At 58.9% G+C, this 25,896-nt stretch carries 27 protein-coding genes and 2 pseudogenes; 17 read left to right on the forward strand and 12 right to left on the reverse strand.

What is annotated here, in order from left to right; genetic code table 11:
• The first annotated feature begins 271 nt into the window (after positions 1-271).
• Positions 272-1,666: an argininosuccinate lyase gene (gene argH, locus E3Z29_RS01145; protein WP_027610449.1), complete on the forward strand. Its 1,395-nt coding sequence runs from the start codon at positions 272-274 to the stop codon at positions 1,664-1,666.
• A 128-nt stretch (positions 1,667-1,794) separates the two neighbouring features.
• Here argH and E3Z29_RS01150 read toward each other — a convergent pair whose 3' ends face one another.
• On the reverse strand, positions 1,795-2,454 hold the full coding sequence (locus E3Z29_RS01150; protein ID WP_134784945.1) for a glutathione S-transferase family protein: 660 nt from the start codon (positions 2,452-2,454) through the stop codon (positions 1,795-1,797).
• Between the two features lie 124 nt (positions 2,455-2,578).
• Here E3Z29_RS01150 and E3Z29_RS01155 point away from each other — a divergent pair, with 124 nt between their 5' ends.
• The 3 genes from E3Z29_RS01155 (at position 2,579) to E3Z29_RS01165 (ending at position 6,398) form a co-directional block, all read left to right on the forward strand.
• A complete protein-coding gene (locus tag E3Z29_RS01155; protein ID WP_134784946.1) occupies positions 2,579-2,866 on the forward strand; it encodes a hypothetical protein in 288 nt (95 codons plus the stop codon).
• A gap of 258 nt (positions 2,867-3,124) precedes the next feature.
• Positions 3,125-3,370 carry a TIGR02647 family protein gene (locus E3Z29_RS01160; protein ID WP_098966233.1) on the forward strand — a complete coding sequence of 82 codons (246 nt, stop codon included), beginning with the start codon at positions 3,125-3,127 and terminating at the stop codon, positions 3,368-3,370.
• Between the two features lie 184 nt (positions 3,371-3,554).
• Positions 3,555-6,398 (forward strand): class I adenylate cyclase, encoded by a 2,844-nt coding sequence (locus E3Z29_RS01165; RefSeq protein WP_134784947.1) that lies wholly within the window; start codon positions 3,555-3,557, stop codon positions 6,396-6,398.
• 7 nt (positions 6,399-6,405) lie between these two features.
• On the opposite strand, the gene rnk is transcribed toward E3Z29_RS01165, so the two are convergent.
• The 3 genes from rnk to cyaY all read right to left on the reverse strand — a co-directional run bounded on the left by rnk (position 6,406) and on the right by cyaY (position 7,640).
• Positions 6,406-6,825 (reverse strand): nucleoside diphosphate kinase regulator, encoded by a 420-nt coding sequence (gene rnk, locus E3Z29_RS01170; RefSeq protein WP_003229397.1) that lies wholly within the window; start codon positions 6,823-6,825, stop codon positions 6,406-6,408.
• Between the two features lie 259 nt (positions 6,826-7,084).
• On the reverse strand, positions 7,085-7,303 hold the full coding sequence (locus tag E3Z29_RS01175; RefSeq protein WP_098966236.1) for a DUF1289 domain-containing protein: 219 nt from the start codon (positions 7,301-7,303) through the stop codon (positions 7,085-7,087).
• A gap of 4 nt (positions 7,304-7,307) precedes the next feature.
• Complete coding sequence (cyaY, locus tag E3Z29_RS01180; protein ID WP_003229398.1) at positions 7,308-7,640, reverse strand: iron donor protein CyaY; 333 nt, start codon at positions 7,638-7,640, stop codon at positions 7,308-7,310.
• A gap of 316 nt (positions 7,641-7,956) precedes the next feature.
• On the opposite strand from cyaY, the gene E3Z29_RS01190 reads away from it, so the two are divergent.
• Genes E3Z29_RS01190 through E3Z29_RS01215 form a run of 6 tightly spaced genes read left to right on the forward strand, consistent with a single transcriptional unit; the run spans position 7,957 to position 12,566 of the window.
• The gene (locus E3Z29_RS01190) at positions 7,957-8,130 is read left to right on the forward strand and encodes a lipoprotein (protein ID WP_007911098.1); all 174 of its coding nucleotides are present in this window, start codon (positions 7,957-7,959) and stop codon (positions 8,128-8,130) included.
• Positions 8,131-8,139: 9 nt separating this feature from the next.
• Positions 8,140-9,387, forward strand: a complete 1,248-nt coding sequence (gene lysA, locus E3Z29_RS01195) for a diaminopimelate decarboxylase (protein ID WP_098966238.1) — start codon at positions 8,140-8,142, stop codon at positions 9,385-9,387.
• 3 nt (positions 9,388-9,390) lie between these two features.
• Positions 9,391-10,221: a diaminopimelate epimerase gene (dapF, locus tag E3Z29_RS01200; protein ID WP_027610441.1), complete on the forward strand. Its 831-nt coding sequence runs from the start codon at positions 9,391-9,393 to the stop codon at positions 10,219-10,221.
• Positions 10,222-10,234: 13 nt separating this feature from the next.
• Complete coding sequence (locus E3Z29_RS01205) at positions 10,235-10,960, forward strand: DUF484 family protein (protein WP_097089519.1); 726 nt, start codon at positions 10,235-10,237, stop codon at positions 10,958-10,960.
• A 2-nt stretch (positions 10,961-10,962) separates the two neighbouring features.
• The gene (gene xerC, locus E3Z29_RS01210) at positions 10,963-11,862 is read left to right on the forward strand and encodes a tyrosine recombinase XerC (RefSeq protein WP_003229409.1); all 900 of its coding nucleotides are present in this window, start codon (positions 10,963-10,965) and stop codon (positions 11,860-11,862) included.
• Positions 11,859-12,566 carry an HAD family hydrolase gene (locus E3Z29_RS01215; protein WP_134784948.1) on the forward strand — a complete coding sequence of 236 codons (708 nt, stop codon included), beginning with the start codon at positions 11,859-11,861 and terminating at the stop codon, positions 12,564-12,566. Before xerC ends, E3Z29_RS01215 begins: the two co-directional genes overlap by 4 nt.
• A 245-nt stretch (positions 12,567-12,811) precedes the next feature.
• Here the strand turns inward: E3Z29_RS01215 and sutA are convergent, their stop codons facing one another.
• From sutA to glnK, 4 genes are all read right to left on the reverse strand, one after another.
• Positions 12,812-13,138 (reverse strand): transcriptional regulator SutA, encoded by a 327-nt coding sequence (gene sutA, locus E3Z29_RS01220; protein ID WP_003229413.1) that lies wholly within the window; start codon positions 13,136-13,138, stop codon positions 12,812-12,814.
• Positions 13,139-13,240: 102 nt separating this feature from the next.
• Positions 13,241-13,666, reverse strand: coding sequence for a secondary thiamine-phosphate synthase enzyme YjbQ (locus tag E3Z29_RS01225; RefSeq protein ID WP_003229414.1), 426 nt, complete (start codon positions 13,664-13,666; stop codon positions 13,241-13,243).
• Positions 13,667-13,882: 216 nt separating this feature from the next.
• Positions 13,883-15,220, reverse strand: a complete 1,338-nt coding sequence (locus E3Z29_RS01230; RefSeq protein WP_134784949.1) for an ammonium transporter — start codon at positions 15,218-15,220, stop codon at positions 13,883-13,885.
• Positions 15,221-15,257: 37 nt separating this feature from the next.
• Positions 15,258-15,596 (reverse strand): P-II family nitrogen regulator, encoded by a 339-nt coding sequence (gene glnK / locus E3Z29_RS01235; RefSeq protein WP_002555808.1) that lies wholly within the window; start codon positions 15,594-15,596, stop codon positions 15,258-15,260.
• A gap of 413 nt (positions 15,597-16,009) precedes the next feature.
• On the opposite strand from glnK, the gene E3Z29_RS01240 reads away from it, so the two are divergent.
• Positions 16,010-16,270, forward strand: coding sequence for an accessory factor UbiK family protein (locus E3Z29_RS01240; protein ID WP_007920416.1), 261 nt, complete (start codon positions 16,010-16,012; stop codon positions 16,268-16,270).
• Between the two features lie 764 nt (positions 16,271-17,034).
• Positions 17,035-17,877: pseudogene (locus tag E3Z29_RS01245) on the forward strand (YifB family Mg chelatase-like AAA ATPase); the annotation flags it as partial.
• Positions 17,878-18,211: 334 nt separating this feature from the next.
• On the opposite strand, the pseudogene E3Z29_RS29530 reads toward E3Z29_RS01245, so the two are convergent.
• A pseudogene (locus E3Z29_RS29530) lies at positions 18,212-18,325 on the reverse strand (Sir2 family NAD-dependent protein deacetylase); the annotation flags it as partial.
• A 390-nt stretch (positions 18,326-18,715) separates the two neighbouring features.
• The gene (locus E3Z29_RS29535) at positions 18,716-19,150 is read right to left on the reverse strand and encodes a hypothetical protein (RefSeq protein WP_256662054.1); all 435 of its coding nucleotides are present in this window, start codon (positions 19,148-19,150) and stop codon (positions 18,716-18,718) included.
• Between the two features lie 194 nt (positions 19,151-19,344).
• Between E3Z29_RS29535 and E3Z29_RS01260 the strand changes: the two genes are divergently transcribed.
• The 3 genes from E3Z29_RS01260 (at position 19,345) to E3Z29_RS01270 (ending at position 22,526) form a co-directional block, all read left to right on the forward strand.
• Entirely contained in the window at positions 19,345-19,740 is a 396-nt protein-coding gene (locus E3Z29_RS01260) for a hypothetical protein (RefSeq protein WP_134787531.1), read from the forward strand.
• Between the two features lie 212 nt (positions 19,741-19,952).
• Positions 19,953-20,591: an antitoxin Xre/MbcA/ParS toxin-binding domain-containing protein gene (locus E3Z29_RS01265; protein WP_167734069.1), complete on the forward strand. Its 639-nt coding sequence runs from the start codon at positions 19,953-19,955 to the stop codon at positions 20,589-20,591.
• Positions 20,592-20,768: 177 nt separating this feature from the next.
• Positions 20,769-22,526 (forward strand): hypothetical protein, encoded by a 1,758-nt coding sequence (locus E3Z29_RS01270; protein WP_256662055.1) that lies wholly within the window; start codon positions 20,769-20,771, stop codon positions 22,524-22,526.
• Positions 22,527-22,656: 130 nt separating this feature from the next.
• Here the strand turns inward: E3Z29_RS01270 and E3Z29_RS01275 are convergent, their stop codons facing one another.
• Positions 22,657-22,935 carry a hypothetical protein gene (locus E3Z29_RS01275; RefSeq protein ID WP_134784953.1) on the reverse strand — a complete coding sequence of 93 codons (279 nt, stop codon included), beginning with the start codon at positions 22,933-22,935 and terminating at the stop codon, positions 22,657-22,659.
• 153 nt (positions 22,936-23,088) lie between these two features.
• On the opposite strand from E3Z29_RS01275, the gene E3Z29_RS01280 reads away from it, so the two are divergent.
• Positions 23,089-24,309 carry an Eco57I restriction-modification methylase domain-containing protein gene (locus tag E3Z29_RS01280; RefSeq protein ID WP_134784954.1) on the forward strand — a complete coding sequence of 407 codons (1,221 nt, stop codon included), beginning with the start codon at positions 23,089-23,091 and terminating at the stop codon, positions 24,307-24,309.
• A gap of 214 nt (positions 24,310-24,523) precedes the next feature.
• On the opposite strand, the gene E3Z29_RS29775 is transcribed toward E3Z29_RS01280, so the two are convergent.
• A complete protein-coding gene (locus tag E3Z29_RS29775) occupies positions 24,524-24,781 on the reverse strand; it encodes a GFA family protein (RefSeq protein WP_305955830.1) in 258 nt (85 codons plus the stop codon).
• Between the two features lie 104 nt (positions 24,782-24,885).
• Between E3Z29_RS29775 and E3Z29_RS01290 the strand changes: the two genes are divergently transcribed.
• A complete protein-coding gene (locus E3Z29_RS01290) occupies positions 24,886-25,896 on the forward strand; it encodes an SIR2 family protein (protein WP_256662056.1) in 1,011 nt (336 codons plus the stop codon).

Consider the following 25,896-nt stretch of genomic DNA (forward strand, 5'->3'; position numbering starts at 1 on the left):
ACCACCCACCCCCTCTTCTTATAGTCGGCGTCCGGACCTTTGTGCGATCCGCAGTCGCGCCGACCCTTATGTCCAACTGTAGACGCTTGCCGGGCCGATATTGCTCAATCGAAAAATATCCTTGCGCAAATCCCCCACAGACGGCGCCGACTATGAATGAGCAGATGAGAAAAAAACGTATCGACCGGTGTCAGCGACAGGATTGGCAACCCTGTTATTATCCGCGCCAGCGTTTCACGCCTTCTTTCTTCAAGCCGATACGAGCGAATTCATGAGCACTGACAAGACCAATCAGTCCTGGGGCGGCCGCTTCAGTGAACCCGTCGACGCCTTCGTCGCCCGCTTCACCGCCTCCGTCACCTTCGACCAGCGCCTGTATCGCCACGACATCATGGGCTCGATCGCCCACGCCACCATGCTGGCCAAGGTCGGCGTGCTGACCGATGCCGAGCGCGACAGCATCATCGACGGCCTGAAGACCATTCAGGGCGAAATCGAAGCCGGCCAGTTCGACTGGCGCGTCGACCTCGAAGACGTGCACATGAACATCGAAGCGCGCCTGACCGATCGCATCGGCATCACCGGCAAGAAACTGCACACCGGGCGCAGCCGCAACGACCAGGTCGCCACCGACATCCGCCTGTGGCTGCGCGACGAGATCGACCTGATCCTGGCCGAGATCACCCGCCTGCAAAAAGGCCTGCTGGAGCAGGCCGAACGTGAAGCGGCGAGCATCATGCCCGGCTTCACTCACTTGCAAACTGCTCAGCCAGTGACCTTCGGGCATCACATGCTGGCCTGGTTCGAAATGCTCAGCCGCGACTACGAGCGCCTGGTCGACTGCCGCAAGCGCACCAACCGCATGCCACTGGGCAGCGCCGCGCTGGCCGGCACCACCTACCCGATCGATCGCGAATACACCGCGCAACTGCTGGGCTTCGACGCCGTGGGCGGCAACTCGCTGGACAACGTTTCCGATCGCGATTTCGCCATCGAATTCTGCTCGGCCGCGAGCATCGCGATGATGCACCTGTCGCGATTCTCCGAAGAGCTGGTGCTGTGGACCAGCGCGCAGTTCCAGTTCATCGATCTGCCGGACCGCTTCTGCACCGGCAGCTCGATCATGCCGCAAAAGAAAAATCCGGACGTGCCGGAACTGGTTCGCGGCAAGACCGGCCGCGTGTTCGGCGCCCTGATGGGTCTGCTGACCCTGATGAAGGGCCAGCCACTGGCCTACAACAAGGACAACCAGGAAGACAAAGAGCCGCTGTTCGACGCCGCCGACACCCTGCGCGATTCGCTGCGGGCGTTTGCCGACATGATCCCGGCGATCAAGCCGAAACACGCGATCATGCGTGAAGCGGCCCTGCGTGGTTTCTCCACCGCGACCGACTTGGCGGACTACCTGGTGCGCCGTGGCCTGCCGTTCCGTGACTGCCACGAAATCGTCGGTCACGCGGTGAAGTACGGCGTCGACACCGGCAAGGATCTGGCCGAGATGAGCCTGGAAGAACTGCGTCAGTTCAGCGACCAGATCGAGCAGGACGTGTTCGCCGTGCTGACCCTGGAAGGCTCGGTGAATGCCCGTGACCATATCGGCGGGACTGCGCCGGCGCAGGTCAAGGCAGCGGTGGTTCGCGGTCAGGCCCTCATCGCCAGCCGCTAAAGGTCAAAAGCTTCGCGAGCAAGCCCGCTCCCACATTTGGATTGATGTTGAACACAACATTGTGACCAACGAAATCCCCAGTGGGAGCGGGCTTGCTCGCGAATGCGTCCTTCAGAACGCCAAAAAACTTACTTCTTGGCAGCGATCATCGCCAAAAACGCCGGCATCGCCGCCTCTTTGTCCGCTGCAATCTTCTGCACGTGCGGATTCTGCTCAAGCCGCTCCAGCAGCGCCTTGGCTTTCGGCATCTCTGCCAGCAAATCGATCCCGAACAGTTTCTGCCCGACCGCACACGCCAGCGGCACGCTGTACAGGAAATACAAATCCGCGATGCTCAAACTGTCGCCCGCCACGTACGGGGCGAATTTGCCGTGGCGGCCCAGTGCCGCGAAACCCAGCAGCAGCTCGGCTTTGGTTTTCTCCTTGATCGCCTCCGGCACCGGCGAGCCGAAGAACGCTTCGCCATAACAGGCGCGGCCCGGCAGTTCGATGTACAACTCGATTTCCTTGGCGATCGCCAGCACCTGCGCCCGCTCGAATGGATCGCTCGGCAGCAGCGGCGTGCCCTTCTGGGTCTGCTCGAGGTATTCAAGGATGATCGCGGTTTCGTTAATAAATCCGGCATCGACGCCGAGTACCGGTACTTTGCCGCGCGGGCTGATCGCCAGCGATTGCGGGGTCGGCGTCGGGTAGAACGTCACCTCTTCGAACGCCAGGCCCTTTTCCAGCAGCGCCAGCTTGACCATGTTGTAGTAGTTGCTGACAGCGAATCCGTAGAGCTTGAACATCACATAGCCTCCAGGCCGTGCGGGGTGGGCAGTCACTGTTTATAGATCGCCGGGCGTGATCCTGCCAGCAGCATCACGCCCGCTGAATGCGGGTAAACTGGCGCCTTTCCTTGAGGAGCCTGCCATGAGCGAGCCGACTGACATCGACAATGATGAAGAAGAGTTCACCGAATCGACGCTGATCGAAGCGATCGAGAACCAGATCGAAAGCGACAACCCGCCAGCGGCCAAGGCAACCTTCAACAAGCTGACGCTGGTCGGTTACGAGCGTGATGACATCCTCCTGAATCTGATGGCCCACGTGCTGGCCTACGAAATCGACGCGATGCTCGACGAAGACCGCGCGTTCAATACCGAGTGGTATGAAACCGCGCTGCGTGCGTTGCCAGAGTTGCCACCGGAAAAGCAGTAACAACACATTTCCCCTGTGGGAGCGGGCTTGCTCGCGAAGGCGGTGGATCAATCACGAACAGGGCGACTGACCCGACGCCTTCGCGAGCAAGCCCGCTCCCACAAGGTTTGTAACGTATCCATCCAGCCATCTCTCCGGCCCCGACTACACTGGAATTCGCCTCAAGACAAAATCCCTGATCTGAGCACTGGACATGCCGCAAAAGCGGGTTCACCTTAGGGGCGCTGTCGTCCAATTCCTAGAAAGTCTGGAGTCCTTATGTCGCTTACCCCTGAGCTGGTTGCCGAACTGGAAGTCCTCGCACTCTTTCCCCTGGACAGTTCCCAGGAAGGTTTGAAAATTCATCAGACCGCTGCCCCGAAACATATCGCCGCCGCCAAACGCCTCTTCGAGAAAGACCTCACCGACAAGCCCGATGGCGGGTATCTGACCAGCCTGGGTCGTGATGCCGCGCAAAATGTGCAAACCGTGCTGACCATTCTGAGAGAACAGGAAACCGCCTGATTTTTCCCGTCTTCGCCCACGGGAACTCCTGCCACGGGATTTCCGCGGGCCCGCTTGATCGCTCACCGCTAAAAATCTGACGTCAAAAAACAAATTCAGCTTAAAAGTCCCGCTGCGCAAAGGCTAAACTGCCTCCCATTCCGAGACCCTCTTCGTCCGAGCCTGCGAGCCGGTTTGAGCTGACATGACGCGCACCCATGAAATCCGCCCCGACCTGGACGAAGGCATCGACCGCAAGGTGCTCAGCCAGCTGCGCGCGCGTTTTCTCAAACTCAATGAAGGCCGGCTCGGCCGGGCACTTGAAGGCCTGTCGAGCCGCCAGCAAGGCGTGCTGACCCTGCTGCCGCTGTTCTTCCACGTCAATCACCCGCTGTTGCCGGGCTATGTTTCCGGCAGCACCCCCGCCGGGCTGTCCAACTATGAACCGGACGCCAGCGCCCTCACCGAAGCGCAGCGCCTGACCCGCTCGTTCTCCTACAAGCCGCGCCATGGCAGCAACCCGCCTCGGCCGATTCACGGACTGTTTCTGATGGGCAGCCTCGGCACCCTGGCCCAGGCCGATCAGAGCGACATGGACGTGTGGGTTTGCCACGCACCGGACCTGAGCGAAAACGAACTCGCCGAGCTGCGCAAAAAATGCCAGCTCCTCGAAGCCTGGGCCGCGACCCAAGGCGCCGAGGCGCACTTCTTTCTGATCGACCCGGTACGCTTCGTCAAAGGCGAACGCGACACCCAGCTCAGCTCCGAAAACTGCGGCAGCACGCAGCACTATCTGTTGCTGGACGAGTTTTATCGCACCGCGATCTGGCTGGCCGGGCGCACACCGATCTGGTGGCTGGTGCCGGTCTACGAAGAAAGCGCTTACGACCTGTACACCCACACTCTGCTGTCCAAGCGTTTCATTCGCGCCGACGAGACGCTTGATCTCGGGCATCTGGCGACAATTCCGCCGGGCGAGTTCATCGGTGCCGGCCTGTGGCAATTGTTCAAGGGCATCGAATCGCCCTACAAGTCGGTGCTCAAGCTGTTGCTGACCGAGGTCTACGCCAGCGAACACCCGCAAGTGCAGTGCCTGAGCCTGCGCTACAAGCAGGCCGTGTTCGCCAATCAGCTGGATCTGGATGAGCTGGATCCGTACATGGTGGTGTACCGACGCATCGAGGAATACCTCAGCGCCCGCAACGAGCCGGAGCGTCTGGAGCTGGTGCGGCGCGCGCTGTACCTCAAGGTCAACCGCAAGCTCACCGGCAACAGCCGCACCCAGAGCTGGCAGCGCTCGTTGCTGGAACGCCTGGCGCACGAATGGCATTGGGATCAGCGCCAGCTGGCCTTGCTCGACAGCCGCAGCCAGTGGAAAGTCCGCCAGGTCAGCGCCGAACGCCGCGCGCTGGTCAATGAGCTGAATTACAGCTACCGCTTCCTGACCCAGTTCGCCCGCAGCGAACAGACCGTCAGCCTGATCAACAAGCGCGACCTGAACGTGCTCGGTCGTCGCCTGTACGCCGCGTTCGAGCGCAAGGCCGACAAGGTCGAATTCATCAATCCCGGCATCGCCCCGGATCTGGCCGAAGACACCCTGACGCTGGTGCAATCGCCGAATAAAAAAGAGCCTGGGCAAACCCAGTGGGGCTTGTACAACGGCAGCCTGAATGCCCTGGAATGGGAGCACTTCGCGCCGATCAAGCGCAGCCGCGAACTGCTCGAACTGCTGACCTGGTGCCATCGCAACGGTGTGATCGATAGCAGCACCCGACTGGCGCTGCACCCCGGTACCAGCGACATGAGCGAGTTCGAGTTGTTCAACCTGCTCGGCAGCCTGCAGCAGTGCATCGCCCTGCCCCTGCCGACCGTTGCCGAAGAACGACTGCTGCGCGCTGCGGTGCCGAGCGAAGTGCTGATGCTGGTCAACGTCGGTGTCGATCCGCTCAAGCACCACCGCGACCTGAACATCCTGATGACCACCGAGCGTACTGACTCGCTGAGTTACGCCGGGGTGCGCGAAAACCTTGTGCTGACCCTCGATCAGGTCACGCTCAACAGCTGGAATGAAGTGCTGGTCAACCGTTTCGACGGCCCCCACGCGCTGCTCGATTGCCTGCGCGACTACCTCAACAATCTGCCGCGCGGCCCGCAGCAGCCGTCATTGAAAGTGCGCTGCTTCTGCCACAACCGCGCGCAGTTCATTGCCCGGCGCGTCGAAGAAGTCATCGACACCGCGCAGACCCTGCTGCTCAGCGAGCTCAATCACCGCTACCTGATTCAGGTGCAACAGCACTATCACGTGCTGGAGCTGGTGCCGGGCCAGGTCAATCACGCAGCCCTCGCGACATTGCCGGCGCTGCTCGATTATCTGGGCGAAGAACAGCCGCGCTACAGCCCGCTGCACCTGGACCCGATGGCGCTGGAGGATCACGACCTCGCGTTGATCCTGCCGATGGGTCAGCCGGAATCGATTCAGGTGTTCTACCGGATCAGCGAACAACAGGCCGAGCTGTACGTGCTGGATGAGTTCAACGCGCTGTGGCAACAGCATCTGCCGTATCACGATGAACAGAGCCTGCTGGTACCGCTGCAGCGCTTCCTGCAATCGATCCAGTACCGACGCGAAGCGCTGTTGCCGATGGATGGCAGCCCGGCGGTCGGCCTCGACACCTTGTATTACCAGCTATTGCCTTCCGGCCCCGGGCGGGCGCGCCGGGTCGAACCACGACCGGCGCCGCAGACACCGGTCAACAAACCGTTCTACGACGTGCAGGCGATCGTCGGCAAAGCCGCACCGGGAGAGGTGCAGGTCACCTTATATTGCAATCAACGGGAATTCAGCGAGCTGGAATATGGCGACCAGCTGTTCCATGTGGTCGCCCGGGAGATCGTCGAGCAGCGCCGCGAGACCGAGCGCTATCGCTGCTACATCACCGACCTGGACCTCTCGGGCCTGCTCGGTGATGGTCAGAGTTCAAGCAATTTGTATCTGCGCTACAAGGCCGACCTGGAGCGCGCCCTGAACGAGGCGCTCGAACAGGTCTGAGGCGGGATCACTCGCGGAATTCACCGCCGTTGGCAGGCTGCGATTCAACTTCCAGCAACGTCAGTTTCAGGGTCTTGCCACCCGGAGCCGGCCAGTCGATGTGCTGACCGACCTTCAGGCCCAGCAGCGCGCTGCCGACCGGCGCGAGGATCGAGATCTTGCCTTCGTCGGCGTTGGCATCCTTGGGGTAGACCAGCGTCAGGTGATAGTCCTTGCCGCTGCCTTCTTCGCGGCAGTGCACGCGGGAATTCATCGTCACGACATCGGCGGGCACTTCATCGTGGCCGACCAGCGTATCGGCGCGGTCCAGTTCGGTTTGCAGCGCGATCACGCCCGGCGCAGCCTGGTCTTTCTCATTCAGGTTGTCGATCAAGCGCTCCAGACGTTGCACGTCCAGACGGGTAAGAGTGATGGAAGGTGCGGTCATGATCCGGGCAGACTCCTTTCTTCTGCACACAAAAAAAGCAAAACCCCGCCAAAAAAGACGGGGTTTTCACCATGCCTCGATGGGTTGAGGCGTGTTCGGACACTATCACAGCTCAAAAAATATACAAGCCACCCACTTTTGATCTGGCAAGAACCCCTGTGGCGAGGGGATTTATCCCCGATGGGTCGCGCAGCGGCCCCAAGCTTCTGAGACTGCTGCGCAGTCTATCGGGGATAAATCCCCTCACCACAAGGTCGAGTCAAGTCAGGGCTTTTCGTGCGGCAGCCTGCTGGCAGATGATCCGACGGCGCTGATCGTCTGCCGAGCGCCATTCGCGAATATCCTCGACATGGCGGAAGCAGCCGAGACAAACCTTCTGTTCATCCAGCCGGCACACGCCGCTGCACGGCGAAGGCACGGCCGGGCTGATGTTGCTGTAAAGCGGCTTTGGCGGACGAACAGGTGCGGTGTCAGTCACGAAATCACAGACCTTCGAAGTCAAATTCGACGCCGGCTTGCTGCTTGACGATGCGCTCGAGCATCTCGCCCAGTTGCTCTTCGCTCTTGTCGCACATCCAGCGCTCGCTCTCTTCGTCGTAGTCGAAGTGGAAACCGCCGGAGACCGCCGCCAACCACAGCTGGCGCAACGGCTCCTGACGACTGAAAATCAGCTGCGTGCCGTTTTCAAACTTCACAGTCAGTACACCGGCCGAGCTTTCCAGGTCGATATCCAGGTCGCTTTCGTCAAAGATGTCCTCCAGTTTTTCCTGGGTTTCATCGACCAGATCGTGGAAACGCGCTTCGGACAAACTCATTGTGGCAACCTCAAAAAATGTCTGATCAGGCTCAAGCGCCGCAAGATACGGACGCTGCCGGCCGATTGCAAAGATTAACGACCAAGCACCTGCCGGCACATCCAACACAACACTTGCGGGAGCGGGCTTGCTCGCGAAGGGGCCGGCACATCCAGCATTTTTCTCGACTGGACCGACGCCTTCGCGGGCAAGCCCGCTCCCACAGGGGTTTATGCGTATTCAGACAGCCCCGCCGGACGGGAACCCCCTCGCATAGGCAAGCTGCCGGGTGGCCGGTATACTCCGGCGCAATTAACGCATTTTCAAGGATTTCGCCATGAAGCGCCTGATCTCTTCCCTTGCTGCGCTCGTCGCGGTTGCCTGCCTCGTTTCGGCCTGTGGTCAAAAAGGCCCGCTGTACCTGCCGGATGACGATCAGGACCCGGCCGAGCAAGCCCAGTCTTCGCAGAAGCAGCCGTCCAAAGCACACAAGCACGACGTTTACCAATAAGGGATCGCCATGGACGCTTTTAACTACCGTGGCGGGGAGCTGTTCGCGGAAGGTGTGGCGCTGTCCGCCATCGCCGACCGCTTCGGCACGCCCACCTACGTCTACTCGCGTGCGCACATCGAAGCCCAGTATCTGGCCTACGCCGACGCGCTGGCCGGCATGCCGCACCTGGTCTGCTACGCCGTCAAGGCCAACTCCAACCTCGGGGTTCTGAATGTCCTGGCCCGTCTCGGCGCCGGTTTCGACATCGTTTCCCGTGGCGAGCTGGAACGTGTACTCGCCGCTGGCGGCAGCGCCGACAAAATCGTGTTCTCCGGCGTCGGCAAGACCCGTGACGACATGCGTCGCGCGCTGGAAGTCGGCGTGCACTGCTTCAACGTCGAATCCACTGACGAACTCGAGCGCCTGCAAGTCGTGGCTGCCGAGCTGGGTGTTCGCGCACCGGTCTCGCTGCGCGTGAACCCGGACGTCGACGCCGGCACCCACCCGTACATTTCCACCGGTCTCAAAGAGAACAAGTTCGGCATCGCCATTGCCGACGCCGAAGACGTGTACGTGCGTGCCGCGCACCTGCCGAACCTGGAAGTGATCGGTGTCGACTGCCACATCGGCTCGCAACTGACCACCCTGCCGCCGTTCCTCGATGCCCTCGACCGTCTGCTGGACCTGGTCGACCGCCTCGGCGATTGCGGCATCCACCTGCGCCACATCGATCTCGGTGGTGGCCTGGGCGTGCGTTATCGCGATGAAGAGCCGCCGCTGGCAGGCGACTACATCAAGGCCGTGCGCGAGCGTCTGAACGGTCGTGACCTGGCGCTGGTGTTCGAACCGGGCCGCTTCATCGTCGCCAACGCCGGCGTGCTGCTGACCCAGGTCGAGTACCTCAAGCACACCGAACACAAGGATTTCGCCATCGTCGACGCGGCGATGAACGACCTGATCCGTCCGGCGCTGTATCAGGCCTGGATGGACGTCACTGCGATCAAACCGCGTGACTCCGCTGCGCGCAAATACGACATCGTCGGCCCGATCTGCGAAACCGGCGATTTCCTCGCCAAGGATCGTGAGCTCGCGCTGGAAGAAGGCGACCTGCTGGCCGTGCATTCGGCCGGTGCCTACGGCTTCGTGATGAGTTCCAACTACAACACCCGTGGCCGTGCCGCTGAAGTGTTGGTAGACGGTGATCAAGTTTTTGAAGTGCGCCGCCGCGAAACCGTGGCCGAGCTGTTTGCCGGCGAAAGCCTGCTGCCGGAGTAACCCATGCTGCTGCGTTTTACCAAAATGCACGGCCTGGGCAATGACTTCATGGTTCTCGACCTGGTCAGCCAGCACGCGCATATTCAGCCCAAGCACGCCAAGCAATGGGGCGACCGGCACACCGGTATCGGTTTCGACCAATTGCTGATCGTCGAAGCGCCGAGCAATCCGGACGTGGATTTCCGTTACCGGATCTTCAACTCCGATGGCTCGGAAGTGGAACAGTGCGGCAACGGTGCACGCTGCTTCGCGCGCTTCGTTCTGGACAAGCGCCTGACCGCCAAACGGCAGATTCGCGTCGAGACCAAGGGCGGCATCATCGAGCTGGACGTGCGTAACGACGGCCAGATCGGGGTGAACATGGGCGCGCCGCGTCTGGTGCCGGCGGATATTCCGTTCGACGCACCGGCGCAGGCCAGCAGCTATCAGCTGGAAGTCGACGGCACCACGGTCGAACTGGCCGCTGTGTCAATGGGCAACCCCCATGCGGTGCTGCGCGTACAGGACATCAACAATGCACCGGTGCATGAACTGGGGCCGAAAATCGAACACCATCCGCGCTTCCCGGCGCGGGTCAACGTCGGTTTCATCCAGGTCATCGACCGCAACCGCGCGCAGTTGCGCGTCTGGGAACGCGGGGCCGGGGAAACCCAGGCCTGCGGCACCGGCGCTTGTGCCGCTGCAGTTGCGGCCATCAGCCAGGGGTGGATGGATTCGCCGCTGTTGATCGACCTGCCCGGCGGGCGTCTGTCCATTGAATGGGCAGGCCCTGGCCACCCGGTGCTGATGACCGGCCCGGCAGTGCGTGTATACGAAGGACAAGTGCGTCTTTGAGTGAGCAGAAGCCATGACCGATAAGCCTCAGGTACCCGCCCGACAGTCCGACGAATCAGCGTCCGAGAGCCTGGAGGCGGCAGCGGTTGCCGCATACCTGGAGGCTCATCCGGACTTCTTCGTCGAGCACGAAGAACTGCTGCCTGCCATGCGCATTCCCCACCAGCGCGGTGACACCGTTTCGCTGGTCGAACGCCAGATGAGCATCCTGCGCGACCGCAACATCGAGATGCGCCACCGCCTCTCGCAGTTGATGGACGTCGCCCGCGACAATGACCGGCTGTTCGACAAGACCCGCCGCCTGATCCTGTCGCTGATGGACGCGGCCAGTCTGGAAGACGTGGTGATCAGCGTCGAAGACAGCCTGCGCCAGGACTTTCAGGTGCCCTTTGTCAGCCTGATCCTGCTCGGCGACAACCCGGCACCGGTTGGCCGCTGGGTGACTCATGCCGACGCGCAAACCGCGATCGGCGGTCTGCTCACCGAAGGCAAGAGCGTCAGCGGCACTCTGCGAGAACATGAGCTGGACTTCCTGTTCGGCGAAGAACAGCGCAAGCAGATCGGCTCCACCGCGGTAGTCGCGGTCAGCCATCAAGGCATCCACGGCATTCTGGCGATCGCCAGCCGTGATCCGCAGCACTACAAGAGCTCGGTCGGCACGCTGTTCCTCAGCTACATCGCCGAAGTCATGGGCCGCGTGCTGCCACGGGTCAACAGTTCCCTGCGCTCGGTACGCTGAGCATGGAACGACAACTGGACGCTTACTGCGAACACCTGCGCAGTGAGCGACAGGTGTCGCCGCACACCCTGTCGGCCTATCGCCGCGACCTCGATAAAGTCCTCGGCTGGTGCCTCAAGCAGAACATCGGCAGTTGGGCGGCGCTGGATATTCAGCGCCTGCGCAGCCTGATCGCCCGCCTGCATGCGCAGGGGCAGTCGTCACGCAGTCTCGCCCGATTGCTCTCGGCGGTGCGCGGGCTCTATCACTATCTGAATCGCGAAGGTCTGTGCGACCACGACCCGGCGACCGGTCTGGCGCCGCCAAAAGGCGAACGGCGCTTGCCGAAAACCCTCGACACTGACCGCGCATTGCAACTGCTTGAAGGTGCGGTCGAGGACGACTTTCTCGCCCGTCGCGATCAGGCGATTCTCGAATTGTTCTATTCCTCGGGCCTGCGCCTGTCCGAGCTGACCGGGCTCAATCTCGATCAGCTGGATCTGGCCGACGGCATGGTTCAGGTGCTCGGCAAGGGCAGCAAGACCCGCCTGCTGCCGGTCGGCAAAAAGGCGCGCGAAGCACTGGAGCAATGGCTGCCGCTGCGAGCCATGACCAACCCGGCCGACGACGCCGTATTCGTCAGCCAACAAGGTCGGCGCCTCGGCCCACGGGCGATTCAGGTGCGAGTAAAACTGGCCGGCGAGCGCGAACTGGGGCAGAACCTGCACCCGCACATGCTGCGGCATTCCTTTGCCAGCCACTTGCTGGAATCCTCGCAGGACCTGCGCGCGGTGCAGGAACTGCTCGGCCACTCGGACATCAAGACCACGCAGATCTACACCCACCTGGACTTCCAGCACCTGGCGGCGGTCTATGACAGCGCCCACCCACGGGCCAAACGCAGCAAAGGCGACGATTCATGAACATCCAGTTGATCACCTTCGACCTCGACGACACTCTGTGGGACACCGCCCCGGTGATCGTCAGCGCCGAAGCGGTATTGCGCCAGTGGCTGAGCGAACACGCGCCGAATCTGGGCGCGGTGCCGGTGGAGCATTTGTGGGGGATTCGTGAGCGGGTACTGGCCAGCGAACCGGGTCTCAAGCACCGCATCAGTGCGTTACGTCGGCGGGTGCTGTTCCACGCACTGGAGGAAGCCGGGTACGCCCACGGCGAAGCTGCGGATCTAGTCGACAAAAGCTTTGAAGTATTCCTGCATGCGCGGCATCAGATCGAGGTGTTCCCGGAGGTCGAACCGACCCTGGAAATCCTTGCCAACCATTACGCACTCGGCGTGGTCACCAACGGCAACGCCGACGTGCGTCGGCTGGGCCTGGCGGATTACTTCAAGTTTGCCTTGTGCGCGGAAGACATCGGCATCGCCAAGCCGGATGTGCGGCTGTTTCACGAGGCGTTGCAACGCGGTGGTGTGAGTGCGGAAGCGGCCGTGCACATTGGCGATCATCCGGGCGATGACATCGCCGGGGCACAGCAGGCGGGGATGCGCGCGATCTGGTTCAACCCGGCTGGCAAAGTCTGGGAAGCCGAGCGGCTGCCGGATGCCGAGATCCGTAGCCTGACCGATTTGCCGGCAGTGCTCGCCCGCTGGAATGCCCTCTCCGCCTGACGCAATACCGCTTTCTTGTGGTGAGGGGATTTATCCCCGATCGGTTGCGCAGCAGCCGTGAAGTCATCTTGCGCGGTGTCTCAGGACGGTGGGGGTGCTGCATTAGGGGCCGCTTCGCGACCCATCGGGGATAAATCCCCTCACCACAAGGCTCACTCCTACAGGGGATAGTGGCGCGTCCGGAATTCCAGGCATGAAAAAGCCCGCAGCGACGGCGGGCTTTTTCAGCAAGCAGGTAGCACGCCTCAGATAGGGCGGCTGCCGTACTTGTTATCCGGCTTCTTGGGCGGATCGGCGACCACGTTGGCCTCCACTTCCTGCACCTTGCCGCCGCGCGCAAGGAATTCTTCCATGGCCTTGGCCAGGGCGTCGCGCTCCTTGTTCTTGGCTTCGATGCTCGGCAACTCGTCGATCGACACCGCAGCCTTGGCTTTGCCTTTGGCAGCCGGGGCCGGCGTATCGTCACCGCCATCGTCGTCAGCAACGTCTTCCGCCGCTGCTTCCAGGCCTTCCTCGGCCTCGTCTTCGTCGCCTACTTCGAGGTCGTCGTTTTCCAGATCATCGTCGCTCATGTTCTACCTCATGACTTGCGAAAAGCAGATTAGTTATAGACCAGCTTTGGCGACTGTCGAAAGTCGCCGGAAAAAAATCGGTAACCGCTGGTGACCAACGGTTTACGCCCCTTCACCGTGCAGGGTGGCGAGGACTTTACGGGCACCGCCATGATCACGGTGCTCGCCCAGATAAACACCTTGCCAGGTCCCCAGAGCCAGTCGCCCTGCCGAAACCGGCAGACTGATCTGACAGCCAAGTACGCTGGCCTTGAAGTGCGCCGGGAGGTCGTCCAGGCCTTCGTCGTTATGCTCATAGCCGTCTGTTCCTTGTGGGATCAGACGATTGAAAAATCGTTCGAAGTCGCGACGGACCGCCGGATCGGCGTTCTCGTTGATGGTCAACGACGCCGAGGTATGCTGCAGCCACAAATGCAACAGACCGACCCGGCACGCCTTGAGTTCAGGCAGGCCGGCGAGTAACTCGTCCGTTACCAGATGAAAGCCCCGGGGCCGTGCCCGCAGGGTTATCAGAGTCTGTTGCCACATACAGTTCTCCGCACGTTCGGGGCGCATTCTAGCGCGCTCTGGGAAAAAACAAAGGCCCTAATATTCCTGCAATGATGTAAGCCATTGGCCGCAGAAAAACGCTTGTCGTAAACACGACCAAAGCCGTACGAAAAATCCTTTCAGCCACTACCTGAATGACAAATTCCAGACAAAAAAATGCCCGGCAAGCCGGGCAAGTTTTTTCGATGCGCGTACTTACAGGTTGTAGCCGCGTTCGTTGTGTTGTGCCAGGTCCAGACCCACTGCCTCTTCTTCCTCGGTGGCACGCAGGCCCATGACCACGTCCAGTACCTTGAGGATGATGAAGGTGACGATCGCGGTGTAGATCACCGTGAAGCCGACACCTTTGCACTGAATCCACACTTGCGAAGCGATGTCGGTCACGGTGCCGAAGCCACCCAGCGCCGGCGCGGCGAACACGCCGGTGAGGATCGCGCCGAGGATACCGCCGATACCGTGCACGCCGAAGGCATCCAGGGAGTCGTCGTAACCGAGTTTGCGTTTCAACGTGGTCGCGCAGAAGAAGCACACCACACCGGCCGCCAGACCGATGATCAGCGAGCCCATCGGGCCCACGGTACCGGCTGCCGGCGTGATTGCCACCAGACCTGCAACCACACCCGAGGCAATGCCCAGTGCGCTAGGTTTGCCGTGGGTGATCCACTCGGCGAACATCCAGCCCAGTGCAGCGGCAGCGGTCGCGATCTGAGTCACCAGCATCGCCATGCCGGCAGTGCCGTTGGCGGCCGCGGCGGAACCGGCGTTGAAGCCGAACCAGCCGACCCACAGCATGGCCGCGCCCATCAGGGTGTAACCAAGGTTGTGCGGTGCCATCGGGGTGGTCGGGAAGCCTTTGCGCTTGCCCAGCACCAGGCACGCCACCAGACCGGCGATACCGGCGTTGATGTGGACCACGGTGCCGCCCGCGAAATCGAGCACGCCCCAGTCGCCCAGCAGCGAACCCGGACCGCTCCAGACCATGTGCGCGATCGGCGCATAGACCAGCGTGAACCAGACGCCCATGAACACCAGCATCGCGGAGAACTTCATGCGCTCGGCGAAGGCACCGACGATCAGCGCCGGGGTGATGATGGCGAAGGTCATTTGATAAGTGACGAACACTGCTTCAGGGAACAGCGCTGCCGGGCCGGTAATGCTGGCAGGCGTGACGCCCGCGAGGAAGGCCTTGGCAAAGCTGCCGACGAAGGAGTTCAGGTTGACGACGTTGGCTTCCATCCCGGTGGTGTCGAACGCCATGCTGTAGCCATAAAGGAACCACAGGATGGTGACCAGGCCGGTAATGGCGAAGCACTGCATCATCACCGAAAGAATGTTTTTCGACCGCACCATGCCGCCGTAGAACAGCGCGAGGCCCGGAATGGTCATGAACAGCACGAGGGCTGTGGAGGTCAGCATCCAGGCGGTGTCGCCGGAATTGAGGACTGGAGGCGCCACCGGATCTGCCGCCATAGCCAGGCCGGGCATTACGATGGACAACAGGGCGCCTAGCCCTGCGAATTTACGCAGAGTCATATTGTTTTCTCCTGGGGCGTTGGGTTTGTGGCGGCGTTTAGATCGCGTCGGTATCGGTTTCGCCGGTACGGATGCGGATCGCCTGTTCCAGATTGACCACGAAGATCTTGCCGTCACCGATCTTGCCGGTGTTGGCAGCCTTGGTTATCGCCTCGATAACCCGATCCAGATCCTTGTCGTCGATAGCAACGTCGATTTTCACCTTGGGCAGAAAATCGACCACATACTCCGCGCCGCGATACAGCTCGGTGTGACCCTTCTGCCGGCCGAAGCCTTTGACTTCAGTAACGGTAATGCCCTGCACGCCGATTTCGGACAGCGACTCGCGCACGTCGTCCAACTTGAACGGCTTGATGATGGCAGTGACTAGCTTCATGAAACTCTCTCCCGAATTGGTGGACTTGCCCCAGGAAAACAAACCCGACTCAAGTCTAAGCGCAGTGCCTGGCTTTGTAACGCATCGTCGGCCTTACCTGCCCGACTGACGCCAGCTAACCGCTGCCGGCGAAACTCCCCGTCCCGCCTGCCGCACTGCATTCGTCACAGCGACTGCATCAGTGCATGGGTCACTACCGACTAAGCAGAAAGCTTGCCATCTCGCCAAATTCCTCTGATTTCAAGCCCTTGGCCGCTGCCACAGGCGCCCGCGCAAAAAAGCCCCGACGGTTACGCACAACAACGGTGCGCTGCCGTCCGTCCGCTTGCGCGAAAAGCGTGCATCCGTGCCTGCGTCAATGACTATAGACACTGCGTGATACACTGCCCGCCACTGTTTACAGGACACATTCCATGCTCGCGCCCAAAGACTTCCTCGACGCCCTGAGCGGTACCGCCTCCCGCCTGTTCAGCGGCGACACTCCGCTGCCGAAAGCCGAAATCGAAAGCCAGTTCAAGATGCTGCTGCAGAGTGCGTTCAGCAAACTCGATTTGGTGAGCCGTGAAGAGTTTGATAGTCAGATGGTTGTGTTGGCGCGTACCCGCGCTCGCCTCGAAAGCCTTGAGGCCAAAGTCGCCGAGATGGAAGCCAAGCTGACGCCGCCGGCCGAGTAAGTCTGCAGACCCTGAGCAAAAATGCCTTGAAGTTTGCGAAAGAAATTAAACCGCTCCTGCCGAGGCAGGAGCGGTTTCCGTCAGATCAATCCTCTACAATGAATTATTCCAACGGTCTCGCAGAAACTCGTACAGGCGAAAAGCCCATAACGCGATTCTGACGAGGCGCCACATATGTTTAAGAAACTTAGACATACTTTGGCCCTCCTTGCGTGGGGCCAAACCTCCGATGCACTTTCCGGCGTACGAACACCTTCGGGACTACACGTGAGTGTGTCCGCCAAGGCGGCCGGGTGTGAGTCCCTCAAAAAAAGCACCGGCACGAGTCTCACACCGTGTCGAGGAACATGAAGTCTTTGCGCTCCCGGCCACACTTCGCGAATACCCCATGAGTGGGCATCGTCATTGCGGACTTTATGACCGCCCTTAGAAAGCGATTTAAACAACTTGTATCAAGTTGTTAGGAGGCGCTATCAACGGGACCGTTGCCCCCCCTTTCAAGCCCATCTGATACTTGCGCCAATGAGCAAACATGCATAACCTGATCGCACGTGAGTGTGTCCGCAAAGGATACGCAGGCCTTGGCCTCACCGAAGCCTGCAAACTGAAAACCGTCTCCTCAAGGCGGTTTTTTTTCGCCTCGAAATTGGTTGACCGCTTTCCCGCAACATCCAGTGAAAGTTCGCCCCCGCCTGATCGCCCTTCCCCAACTACCCTTCAAAAACCCGCAGGAAGCGGTCCCCGATTCAGCTCAAGGAACGACCATGTCCCTCTCCATCGTCCACAGCCGCGCCCAGGTTGGCGTGGATGCTCCCGCTGTCACCGTCGAAGTCCATCTGGCCAACGGTCTGCCGTCGCTGACCATGGTCGGCCTGCCCGAGGCGGCGGTAAAGGAGAGCAAGGATCGCGTGCGCAGCGCGATCATCAATTCCGGGCTGCAGTTTCCGGCGCGGCGGATCACCTTGAATCTCGCGCCGGCGGACTTGCCCAAGGACGGCGGGCGCTTTGATCTGGCGATTGCCCTGGGGATTCTGTCGGCGAGTGTGCAGGTGCCGTGTCTGACGCTGGATGAGGTGGAATGCCTTGGTGAACTGGCGTTGTCCGGTGCTGTGCGGCCGGTACGCGGGGTGTTGCCGGCGGCACTGGCGGCGCGCAAGGCCGGGCGGGCACTGGTGGTGCCGCGGGCGAATGCCGAGGAAGCGTGCCTTGCTTCGGGTTTGAAGGTGTTTGCGGTGGATCATCTGCTGGAGGCAGTGGCGCATTTCAACGGGCATACGCCGGTCGAGCCTTATGTCTCGGACGGGCTGATCCATGCGGCGAAACCTTATCCCGACCTCAATGAGGTGCAAGGACAGATGGCCGCGAAACGGGCGCTGCTGATTGCGGCGGCGGGCGCACACAACCTGTTGTTCAGCGGGCCGCCGGGGACCGGCAAGACCTTGTTGGCAAGTCGCTTGCCGGGGCTGCTGCCGCCACTCTCCGAATGCGAGGCGCTGGAAGTGGCGGCGATTCAATCGGTCGCCAGCGGCGTGCCACTGACCCATTGGCCGCAGCGACCATTCCGTCAACCGCACCATTCTGCATCGGGGCCGGCGCTGGTCGGTGGCAGCTGTGACATTTGGAAATAAATGCAACTAAACGGAAATAGACGCAACTGGGACGCTGTTTGAGCTCACGACTGATTTTTGAGTACGCCCTGTCAAACCGGGGTTCTCAGCCAGATATGGGTCAGTGAAACCCACCCGCACTCACTTACACCTGGTAAATCGCCTCTTGCTGCCTTCGGCACGCTTATCGCGTTTCATCTTATGGGAAAGGTGCACGGTTGGCCGCGAACGCCGTTGTGGTACTGAAGGTCAGATTTGATAAGTGAAAAGATGATCACATCACGCCATTGTGCAATTGGCTAACCAGTTGCCGAAGGATGAAGCAGGGGGGGGCACGATGGCATGCAAAGCATTTGGGTTGTGCAAGGCTGGTGTGTAGATGAATCACTTCGGAGGATTCAGCCCGCTGATGTAGATCATCAATGTTTTGGGTGACCACCGTCACCTCTCGCATGTTACGTTGAAGGCTTGAGGATCGAGTCGCCGCGTTGTCCGCAGTGCAAACGGAAAACTACGACCGGGCGTTGTGTGGTTCGGGGAACCAGCAGCTGCGTGGAAACGAGCGATTCTGGCGGCCAGAAATTGTGGTCTCCTGCTTTCGATAGGCACTTCGGGCGTTGTTTTCCCGGCGGCCGAAATCTCCATGATGGCCTTGCTGGCTGGCGCTTACGTGGTGCACATCAACGCCGAGCAAGTTGCTGAGCCAAGCAGTCGGGAACTTTGTTCAGTGGGACAAGCCGCTGAACACGTTCCGAGCCTCGTTTCGTTGATGCCCCCTATCGACTCGAAGGCTGATTGTAGAACGGTCGCGCGAACTTCATTACCCGCGTCATCCCAGCTATGCGGTTCTCTCCCTCTGACGGAAGGACCGACCAATATTGATGGTTTCGATAGCGAAGAGATAAAGCGCAAAAAGGCGAATGAAGTTGGGCATGCCAAAAAGCTTAAGGCTCAGCGGGTCAGGCATGTGGGACACATACCAAAAAGTCACGGTCAAGCAAAACGCCAAAAGTGAACCTCCAAGCAGCGGCCCCCAGCTTGCCTGATCATGATCAGCCAAGCGGCTATTCAAACGATGAATCAAATCAACCCAACAGACGAGCAGCAGCGATGAAAAAAACACCAGAAATGGCAGCACAAGACTGATCTTCGAAAAAGGGTCGGCAATAGGGCCTCCATTGTCCGCGAAAGTTGAGATCGCAATTGCAATTAACACTATAGTTAGCGACCGAGATCCTATTTTTCCAAGCGCATCCATAATTTCTTTAAACATTAATCAATCCTTTTCTTCATTAAAGTTCAGATTAACCCCATCCGAGGCGGTTTCGACGGTTAAGAGCAAGGTGAGACAAGTTATTACTTGCCCTGCTGCATAGCGAGCCTAGCGGTGTAGTATCCATGCAGCGAGCAGCCTTTCGGAGGCAGCTGCCGCATATTGAAAAGCCATTATCCAGAGGGCATTGCGTAATGGATTTCGCACGATTACAGCAGCTTTTGAACGGCCAAGGAGAGATCGTCAAGGGTTGTGACTTGTCAGCTGAAGACGCAGCCAGCTTTGTCCAAACCAATTTTGGCCAGCAATCGTTTTGCCTGGTGCGAGACTGGGTCCTGCTCGAACTGGAGCCCTGCGGCGAGGGATATGACGCTTTGCGTTCCTGTGGTTTGGTACCGGCGCTGGTCTACGCACACAACGTCGTGTTCGACAGTCGCGGGCGCTTTCATTCAGGCGACTGGGTGCGCAGCACGTTTCAACTGAAATACGAAGGCGAAGGGCTTTTTTTCACAAAAAACACGCTTTATGTCCTGCTTGGTATGGGCACACGTCAGAGTATTACGCTGAGTGACCTCTTGAGCCTGAACTGAACCGGCCACACTCGCGCTGGCCTCTGCCGCCGTTGTAATGCTCTTACGGCTCCAAGACAGGGCCGCTCCAAAACTTATCCATCGCCGAACGGACCATTTATCGCAATTTCAGGTCTGTCACCGGGCCAACTCTCTTTTATTCCATGACAAGCGTTGCAGCACGCGCGAGCATTGGACATCCCTTTTGCTAACGACGTGTCGGGTGGATGACGATGAAGGAAGGCAAACGCTGGACCGCTTTGGCCCAACCTACCAACGATGGCAGTCGCGACGTGATCGTCGATTTGCCTGCTGCGCTTCTTGAGGAAATGGGATTGGCGATTGGAGACGATCTGGAGATCACCGTCGCCGGCGACACTATCACCCTGACGCCAATCCGCGACGTGGCGCATGAGTCTCTCAGAGTGCCCAACCTGAGACGCGCACAAGCCGACGCCACGTATCGAAGCCGCATGACGGCGTTGCTCGGGATTTCCGAGGATGCCACCGTGCAGCACATTCACAACATGATCGAGGCAGGCCTTGAGGTAAGTGCCATTACGCCATTGCGAGAACTGGGACTGGTCAGCCTTGGTTCCCTAGAAACAATCGTTTCTGCCCAGACTATCAATGCGGAACTGGCCAGCGGCGCACGACTGAGCAGCAGCGAAAGTGACCGCCTTTTTCGCTTGGCACATGCCATTGCGTTAGCCGAGCTCTTTTTTGGAGATACTGAAAAGGCCATGCGCTGGCTGTCCAAACCGAAGTCCCGGTTTTCAGACAAGACTCCCATAGAAATGCTCTCTACAACCGTCGGGTCGCACCAGGTGGAGGAGCTTCTTACACAAGCTATGGAAGGATTGTCACTCTGATTCCGCTCGCCATCACGCGAAGAAATGATCAGATAGTGTCATCGATAGGTCACTTGGTGCAGACACGGTTTTACAGGTAACGTACGACCCCTCTGGCGGAGCATCAAAAAGATCAGGACGATATGCGTATCACGCCTGGAGTCCAGCTTAGTCAGCCAATTATCAGCGACGAGCTAGATGCTCCTGCGTATTCGGAGTTGCGAATTGTTTCATCGAATTAAGCGAGTCCCGCCCCGCGACAGTCTCTGCACTACCGATGACAGCGAAGCTATCAAGCACATCCGCAACGGGACGGTGGTGGTTTGGTCTTACGAACGCATCAAAAAAAACTTCGAAGCTGAAAGCATTCCGTACGTGGAAGTCATTTTCAGGTTCTTAGACCGCAACGACGTGCCCGCCGGCCTGACTCCAGCATTGATAGGCGTAAGCCGCTTGGGAAGCTTTCGCCTGGGGACCATTTGGAAAGGGGGAAAATGCATAGCCGAAACCGACCTCGGTAAAGACAAGGTGTTTTCGGTGGACTTCACTGAGGGTGCCTGGTCTTACGTTACTATCCAAGGCAATCATCAGCCCGTCCCCTATTTCAAAACCGATTATCCGCTTAGAAGCCAGCCGACGGACAACGCGCTGACCGAGTTTCTCAGCTTCCCCCTACCGGATGAAAAAAACCTGCTAATCCCTTGTATCGAGTTTCTGTACCGGTGTTATGGCAGCACGTCGGACATGGCCAGAATATTGACTACCTATCCTTGGCCGAAGGTGCAGGAACTTCTCTATGCCGACGTCGAGAAGGATCCTCACACTTGGCTGGTAAAGCCCCACCCTAAAGTTCCTGACGACGATGCGCTGTTTTTGGCACATGCGTTGTACAGCGACTACACCCAAAATGTCGCCAAGCTGCTTTATTCAGAGCTGGACAATGCGCATGGCAAACACATGAGAGAAACGAGCCTGCGGGTTAGGCCGTGGTTCCAAGGCCCCGCCAGACTGAAGGTTCGCGGTCGCTGGATCAACAGCCGAAATACCTTCCTTTGCTACGAAATCACAGGCATGAGCCAGCCGCAGGATCATCCCTACGAGATAAGCCGGGTTACATACTCCAAAGATGATCCCGAAAAGGATCAGGCCCTTCTCGACACGATCAGAGTCAAGATTGAAACACTAAAACCCCAGGATCCCTTTGTTATCACTGACCGTCAGGAGCCAGATCAGGGATCCGCGCAATGGTCCAAACCAGATCCGAATTTCCAGATTCTGGCGCCAAAATGTCCCTTTACTGTGACACTTGAGGAGCGGTCGCTGTTTCCGAAAAACGCCGTCCCCGTTCCACCGGGCACGACCAGGGTATTCTCCACCGGCGATCCACAGGGCTACGACAAAGGTGTTGGCAAACTCACTGCGACCGCAAAGCGGGTCCTGGGGAATGGAGGGGCACTGCAAGCGGTATGGGATACGCTTCAACGCCTAAATCACAAAAAGTACTTTTCAAGCGTGGCTTGGCTTTCAGAGCGCGAAGGCTTTGTGCAGAGCAACGAATTCAGATTGTTGGCACTCGCGGCCTTTTCACTATCTGAGGCACCTTCCGACAAGAACCGGACTTGGCTGGGCTACAAGGACAATGCCAATCACCGGCGAGGAATATTGGTTGCGCGCATAACGATTACAAGCCGCTCGTTCTACCTGTTTGAGCTTCAACGCAAGAAAGTCCGAAGAGGCGCAGTGTACGGAGAAGAGGAAATTTCAGGACTTCTGATCGAGATCAACAATGAGGCCGAGGCGTTGGTCGAGATATCCAGAATCTGCACGAGAATCCGCCTGGCCAATGGTAATTTCCGGAGTCTGAAACCGTTCAGGCATCCTCATAATATTTTCCGCCATCCTTCCGACGGATCGCTCTTTTACCCGTTTTTCCATCTGGGCGTTGTGCTCGCCTGATGAGCCGCGACGATTGGGGTTACCGCGATATGTACTGAAATTTGCCAGTTTATCTTCCGAGCATAATCTCGCTAATTTCCCTACCCAGGAATGTTACGGACCTGCGCGACCGTAGATCGACTTACGAAAGTCAGGGCATCGGCCCAATCTGGGCCGAGCGAATGACTGGAGCCATCGCATCGATCATCAAGGCGAGTGCTTGAGCGCCTTGTTCCGTTCCATCCCATGCATGTCCGAGCGCCCGTCGAATGGCAGGATTTTCCGTGAGCTCAACGATATCTCTGATTATGCCAATATTGGCATAAATCAAAGCGTCTTCAATTGCTGGAGTGATGGTTTTAATATGACCGTTGAGAAATTTCGACAGGGTATATTGAGGTACACCAGAGCGGCGAGAATACTCGTTCACGGAGATCCCGAGTCCGGAAATATGGCGCCGTAGCTCACTGCGCGCAGCGAGAAGCTCGACTGATGGTTTCGTTGCGATTCTTGGCATAGGTAGGTACGATAGCAATTATGCGGAATCCCAACAAGCTCTCACTCACTGGGAGGTGGACGAGAGATGAAGAAGAACGATGCGGGCAAGCGTTACCGAGTAGTGTTCAATACACGTGCCCGCTTAGGTCAGGTCATGACACCGCCACCTTTGGCGAACGCAGTGGTGTACCTGATGGGCGCGCAAGGCGGAAATTGGCTTGAGTTGGGTTCGGGCTCGGGACGTCTGGCCGAGGCCGTCTGCACTGGCGCCGCGCCGAAGAGCTATCTCGGCATTGAAGTTGAGCCTGCGATGATCGCCTTGAGCCCCGCACTTCCCGGATTCAGTTTCGTGCAGCAGGATGTGCTGGCCGTGGACAAACTGGCGCACACCTTGGCAAAGACGGAATTCGACTACGTCATTGGCAATCCGCCGTATGGCATTCACGGCTTTTCTGCACTAGCCGCTCAACGCCTTCAAACGCTATGCCCGGATCTGGAGATCCATGGCAACTGGGCGCCGATCGACCTGTATTTCGTTCTAGAGTCTCTTTCCCGACTCAAGGCCACCGGCTCGGCAGCTTTCATCGTCGGTGCCGACATCCCATGCGGCACACAGAGCCTGGAATTTCGCAAAATGTTGCTGGAGAAGGCCTGCGAAATTGAGTGCTATGAACTGCCACAAACCGCGTTTGGTACCTATGCAGAGGTCCAGGCATACGCCTTGATCGTTCGGTACGGGAAGAGCCGAGCCCGCCATGTTTCGCTAGGTCGCCTGAACGACCAGTTCGAAGTCACCGCGCTGCGCCATGTAAGCCCCGCCCAAGCATTGGCAAGCATGGATCTGAGCCACCATGAGTTTGCCGAGATTGATGCGGCATTGCGCAAATCCAGCCAAGGCCAGACATTGAAAGACATGGATGTGTCGATTGTTCGGGGCAGCCGGACACGCGCTCAGTTCTCCCAGCTGGGCATCGCACACTTTCACACCTCGGATTTTCCAAGAACCGGGATGGAGGTGTCGTTCAAGACTGCTCCATCGCCAGACTTTCAGCAGGCAACCGTTGGCGACATCCTGCTGCCTAGGGTCGGCACCCGATGCCTGGAACACAAAGCCGTTGTCGTGAGTGGCCAAGCACCTTATTCCGAAGCCGTATTCCGCGTACGCACGCCGGCGAAACACCATGAACGGGTGGTTCGTTGGATAACCAGCTCGGAGTGTTCCGTGTGGCGCCGGGCAGCGGCAAGAGGAGCCTGCGCCAAGCACCTAACGGTTTCGACCTTGCTGAGTATGCCTGTTCCTCAATGATCAACACGGCGTGCGACGTGCAAGCTTAAGTGCGCTTATCCACTGCCTGGAACCGCTCCATAAGCTGTGGGAATTCCGAGGGCTCCGGAAAGGCCTCATAGCTGAACGCAGCAGCAGTGTTGGCCCATAGCAATTTCTCAGCTGTCCAGGTTTCCATAAACAGCGGATACAGCTGTGGATTTTCCAGCAGACTGCTGCGCCCCCCCACAATGCCTCACCCCCTTCCGGCCGGGAATAACCACGTCAGACAGCGTGGGCAAAAATAGTGGCGGGTCGGGCCGCGCAGACCTCCAATGACAGGCTCACCTTGGGTAATGGCGAAGCTTGTCGCTGGGAAAAGAGCCGTCAGGGAAAAAACACTGGACGACATTTTTTGACAGCCTACGTAGTGACACGCAGTGGTCATGACGGGTGGGTTTGTGATTTCAAACGTGACATGTTCGCAGCGGCAGGATCCTGTAATCATGAGCATTCTCTCCCTGAACGCGCACCTGGGCGCTTGATGCCTGGGTATGATTGAACTGATCAGACTGCTGGGCGGCTCACGCAAAGGAATGAACCGGACACCTCCTTGGGATGATGGAAATCATGCATTGTTTACTGCTCGGGAACGGCATCAATCGCGCGGCACTGCAAAAGGACTGGACCCAGATCCTTTGTGAACTGGCGAACCAGTTCAATGCGCAGGATCTGACCCTGCTCCTAAAAGAAAAGCCGCTGTCGATGTTCATTGAGGAACTCTGCGCTCGAGCGCAAGGACGCTTTGCCAGCTCAGAACACCGGGTCAAGGTTGCATTCGCCGGGCTGCTTGAGCAAATCGCCCCGATACCGGCACATGACCGCATATGCCGCCTATTCAACGTCATCATGACCACCAATTATGACTTCACGATAGAAGAGGCACTTGCCGGCCCCTTCTATCACTCCACCTGTCTGGCTCCCGAATCCAGATATAGCCTTTTCCGTCGGCACACCGCCGCAGGAATCGATGTCTGGCATGTTCATGGCGACGTGGCCCGGCCAAGCTCAATGGTACTTGGATTCGATCACTACGCCGGCGCACTGCAAAAAATCCGTAACTATGTGACCGACGGGATTGAGGTCAAACAAGAGCCTCACAGGGTGTCATCCCCCGTAAAAAGCGGGTTACTGGACTTCACGACCAACCGGACGATTTACTCGTGGGTGGATTACTTTCTTCGGGATCACATTCACATCGTCGGCCTGGGCATGGATTTTACCGAGATCGACCTGTGGTGGTTGCTACTGCACAAGAGACGCCGGCTGCATCAGACGGGCAAAGTGTTTTTTTATCATCTGTTCGCCGGCGCGACACCGAGTGAAACGCCGGTGACGTCTTTGTTGCGCTCGCTGAATGTTGAGATCGTGCCCATAACCCAGGCCACGTGGACAGAGTGCTATATGAAGGCAGCGGATGAGATTGAAACGCGGATCGCCAATTACCCTGTGCATTTCCCCACCCCAGAACGCGACACCTATACGCACGAAACAACGAGGACGCACAGAACGCCATTGCCAAAGGTCGATACCCGACAGGGCAAGCTCAAGTTTCCACGGCCGCGCTAG

The sequence above is a fragment of the Pseudomonas sp. S150 genome (assembly GCF_004526365.1).
Taxonomy (GTDB): domain Bacteria; phylum Pseudomonadota; class Gammaproteobacteria; order Pseudomonadales; family Pseudomonadaceae; genus Aquipseudomonas; species Aquipseudomonas putida_A.

Excerpts from the sequence above, each read along its gene's own strand:
- argH (WP_027610449.1), top strand. The coding sequence starts at position 272 with ATGAGCACTGACAAGACCAATCAGTCCTGGGGCGGCCGCTTCAGTGAA.
- E3Z29_RS01150 (WP_134784945.1), bottom strand. The coding sequence starts at position 2,454 with ATGTTCAAGCTCTACGGATTCGCTGTCAGCAACTACTACAACATGGTC.
- E3Z29_RS01155 (WP_134784946.1), top strand. The coding sequence starts at position 2,579 with ATGAGCGAGCCGACTGACATCGACAATGATGAAGAAGAGTTCACCGAA.
- E3Z29_RS01160 (WP_098966233.1), top strand. The coding sequence starts at position 3,125 with ATGTCGCTTACCCCTGAGCTGGTTGCCGAACTGGAAGTCCTCGCACTC.
- E3Z29_RS01165 (WP_134784947.1), top strand. The coding sequence starts at position 3,555 with ATGACGCGCACCCATGAAATCCGCCCCGACCTGGACGAAGGCATCGAC.
- rnk (WP_003229397.1), bottom strand. The coding sequence starts at position 6,825 with ATGACCGCACCTTCCATCACTCTTACCCGTCTGGACGTGCAACGTCTG.
- cyaY (WP_003229398.1), bottom strand. The coding sequence starts at position 7,640 with ATGAGTTTGTCCGAAGCGCGTTTCCACGATCTGGTCGATGAAACCCAG.
- E3Z29_RS01190 (WP_007911098.1), top strand. The coding sequence starts at position 7,957 with ATGAAGCGCCTGATCTCTTCCCTTGCTGCGCTCGTCGCGGTTGCCTGC.
- lysA (WP_098966238.1), top strand. The coding sequence starts at position 8,140 with ATGGACGCTTTTAACTACCGTGGCGGGGAGCTGTTCGCGGAAGGTGTG.
- dapF (WP_027610441.1), top strand. The coding sequence starts at position 9,391 with ATGCTGCTGCGTTTTACCAAAATGCACGGCCTGGGCAATGACTTCATG.
- E3Z29_RS01205 (WP_097089519.1), top strand. The coding sequence starts at position 10,235 with ATGACCGATAAGCCTCAGGTACCCGCCCGACAGTCCGACGAATCAGCG.
- xerC (WP_003229409.1), top strand. The coding sequence starts at position 10,963 with ATGGAACGACAACTGGACGCTTACTGCGAACACCTGCGCAGTGAGCGA.
- E3Z29_RS01215 (WP_134784948.1), top strand. The coding sequence starts at position 11,859 with ATGAACATCCAGTTGATCACCTTCGACCTCGACGACACTCTGTGGGAC.
- sutA (WP_003229413.1), bottom strand. The coding sequence starts at position 13,138 with ATGAGCGACGATGATCTGGAAAACGACGACCTCGAAGTAGGCGACGAA.
- E3Z29_RS01225 (WP_003229414.1), bottom strand. The coding sequence starts at position 13,666 with ATGTGGCAACAGACTCTGATAACCCTGCGGGCACGGCCCCGGGGCTTT.
- E3Z29_RS01230 (WP_134784949.1), bottom strand. The coding sequence starts at position 15,220 with ATGACTCTGCGTAAATTCGCAGGGCTAGGCGCCCTGTTGTCCATCGTA.
- glnK (WP_002555808.1), bottom strand. The coding sequence starts at position 15,596 with ATGAAGCTAGTCACTGCCATCATCAAGCCGTTCAAGTTGGACGACGTG.
- E3Z29_RS01240 (WP_007920416.1), top strand. The coding sequence starts at position 16,010 with ATGCTCGCGCCCAAAGACTTCCTCGACGCCCTGAGCGGTACCGCCTCC.
- E3Z29_RS29535 (WP_256662054.1), bottom strand. The coding sequence starts at position 19,150 with ATGTTTAAAGAAATTATGGATGCGCTTGGAAAAATAGGATCTCGGTCG.
- E3Z29_RS01260 (WP_134787531.1), top strand. The coding sequence starts at position 19,345 with ATGGATTTCGCACGATTACAGCAGCTTTTGAACGGCCAAGGAGAGATC.
- E3Z29_RS01265 (WP_167734069.1), top strand. The coding sequence starts at position 19,953 with ATGAAGGAAGGCAAACGCTGGACCGCTTTGGCCCAACCTACCAACGAT.
- E3Z29_RS01270 (WP_256662055.1), top strand. The coding sequence starts at position 20,769 with ATGCTCCTGCGTATTCGGAGTTGCGAATTGTTTCATCGAATTAAGCGA.
- E3Z29_RS01280 (WP_134784954.1), top strand. The coding sequence starts at position 23,089 with ATGAAGAAGAACGATGCGGGCAAGCGTTACCGAGTAGTGTTCAATACA.
- E3Z29_RS29775 (WP_305955830.1), bottom strand. The coding sequence starts at position 24,781 with ATGCTCATGATTACAGGATCCTGCCGCTGCGAACATGTCACGTTTGAA.
- E3Z29_RS01290 (WP_256662056.1), top strand. The coding sequence starts at position 24,886 with ATGATGGAAATCATGCATTGTTTACTGCTCGGGAACGGCATCAATCGC.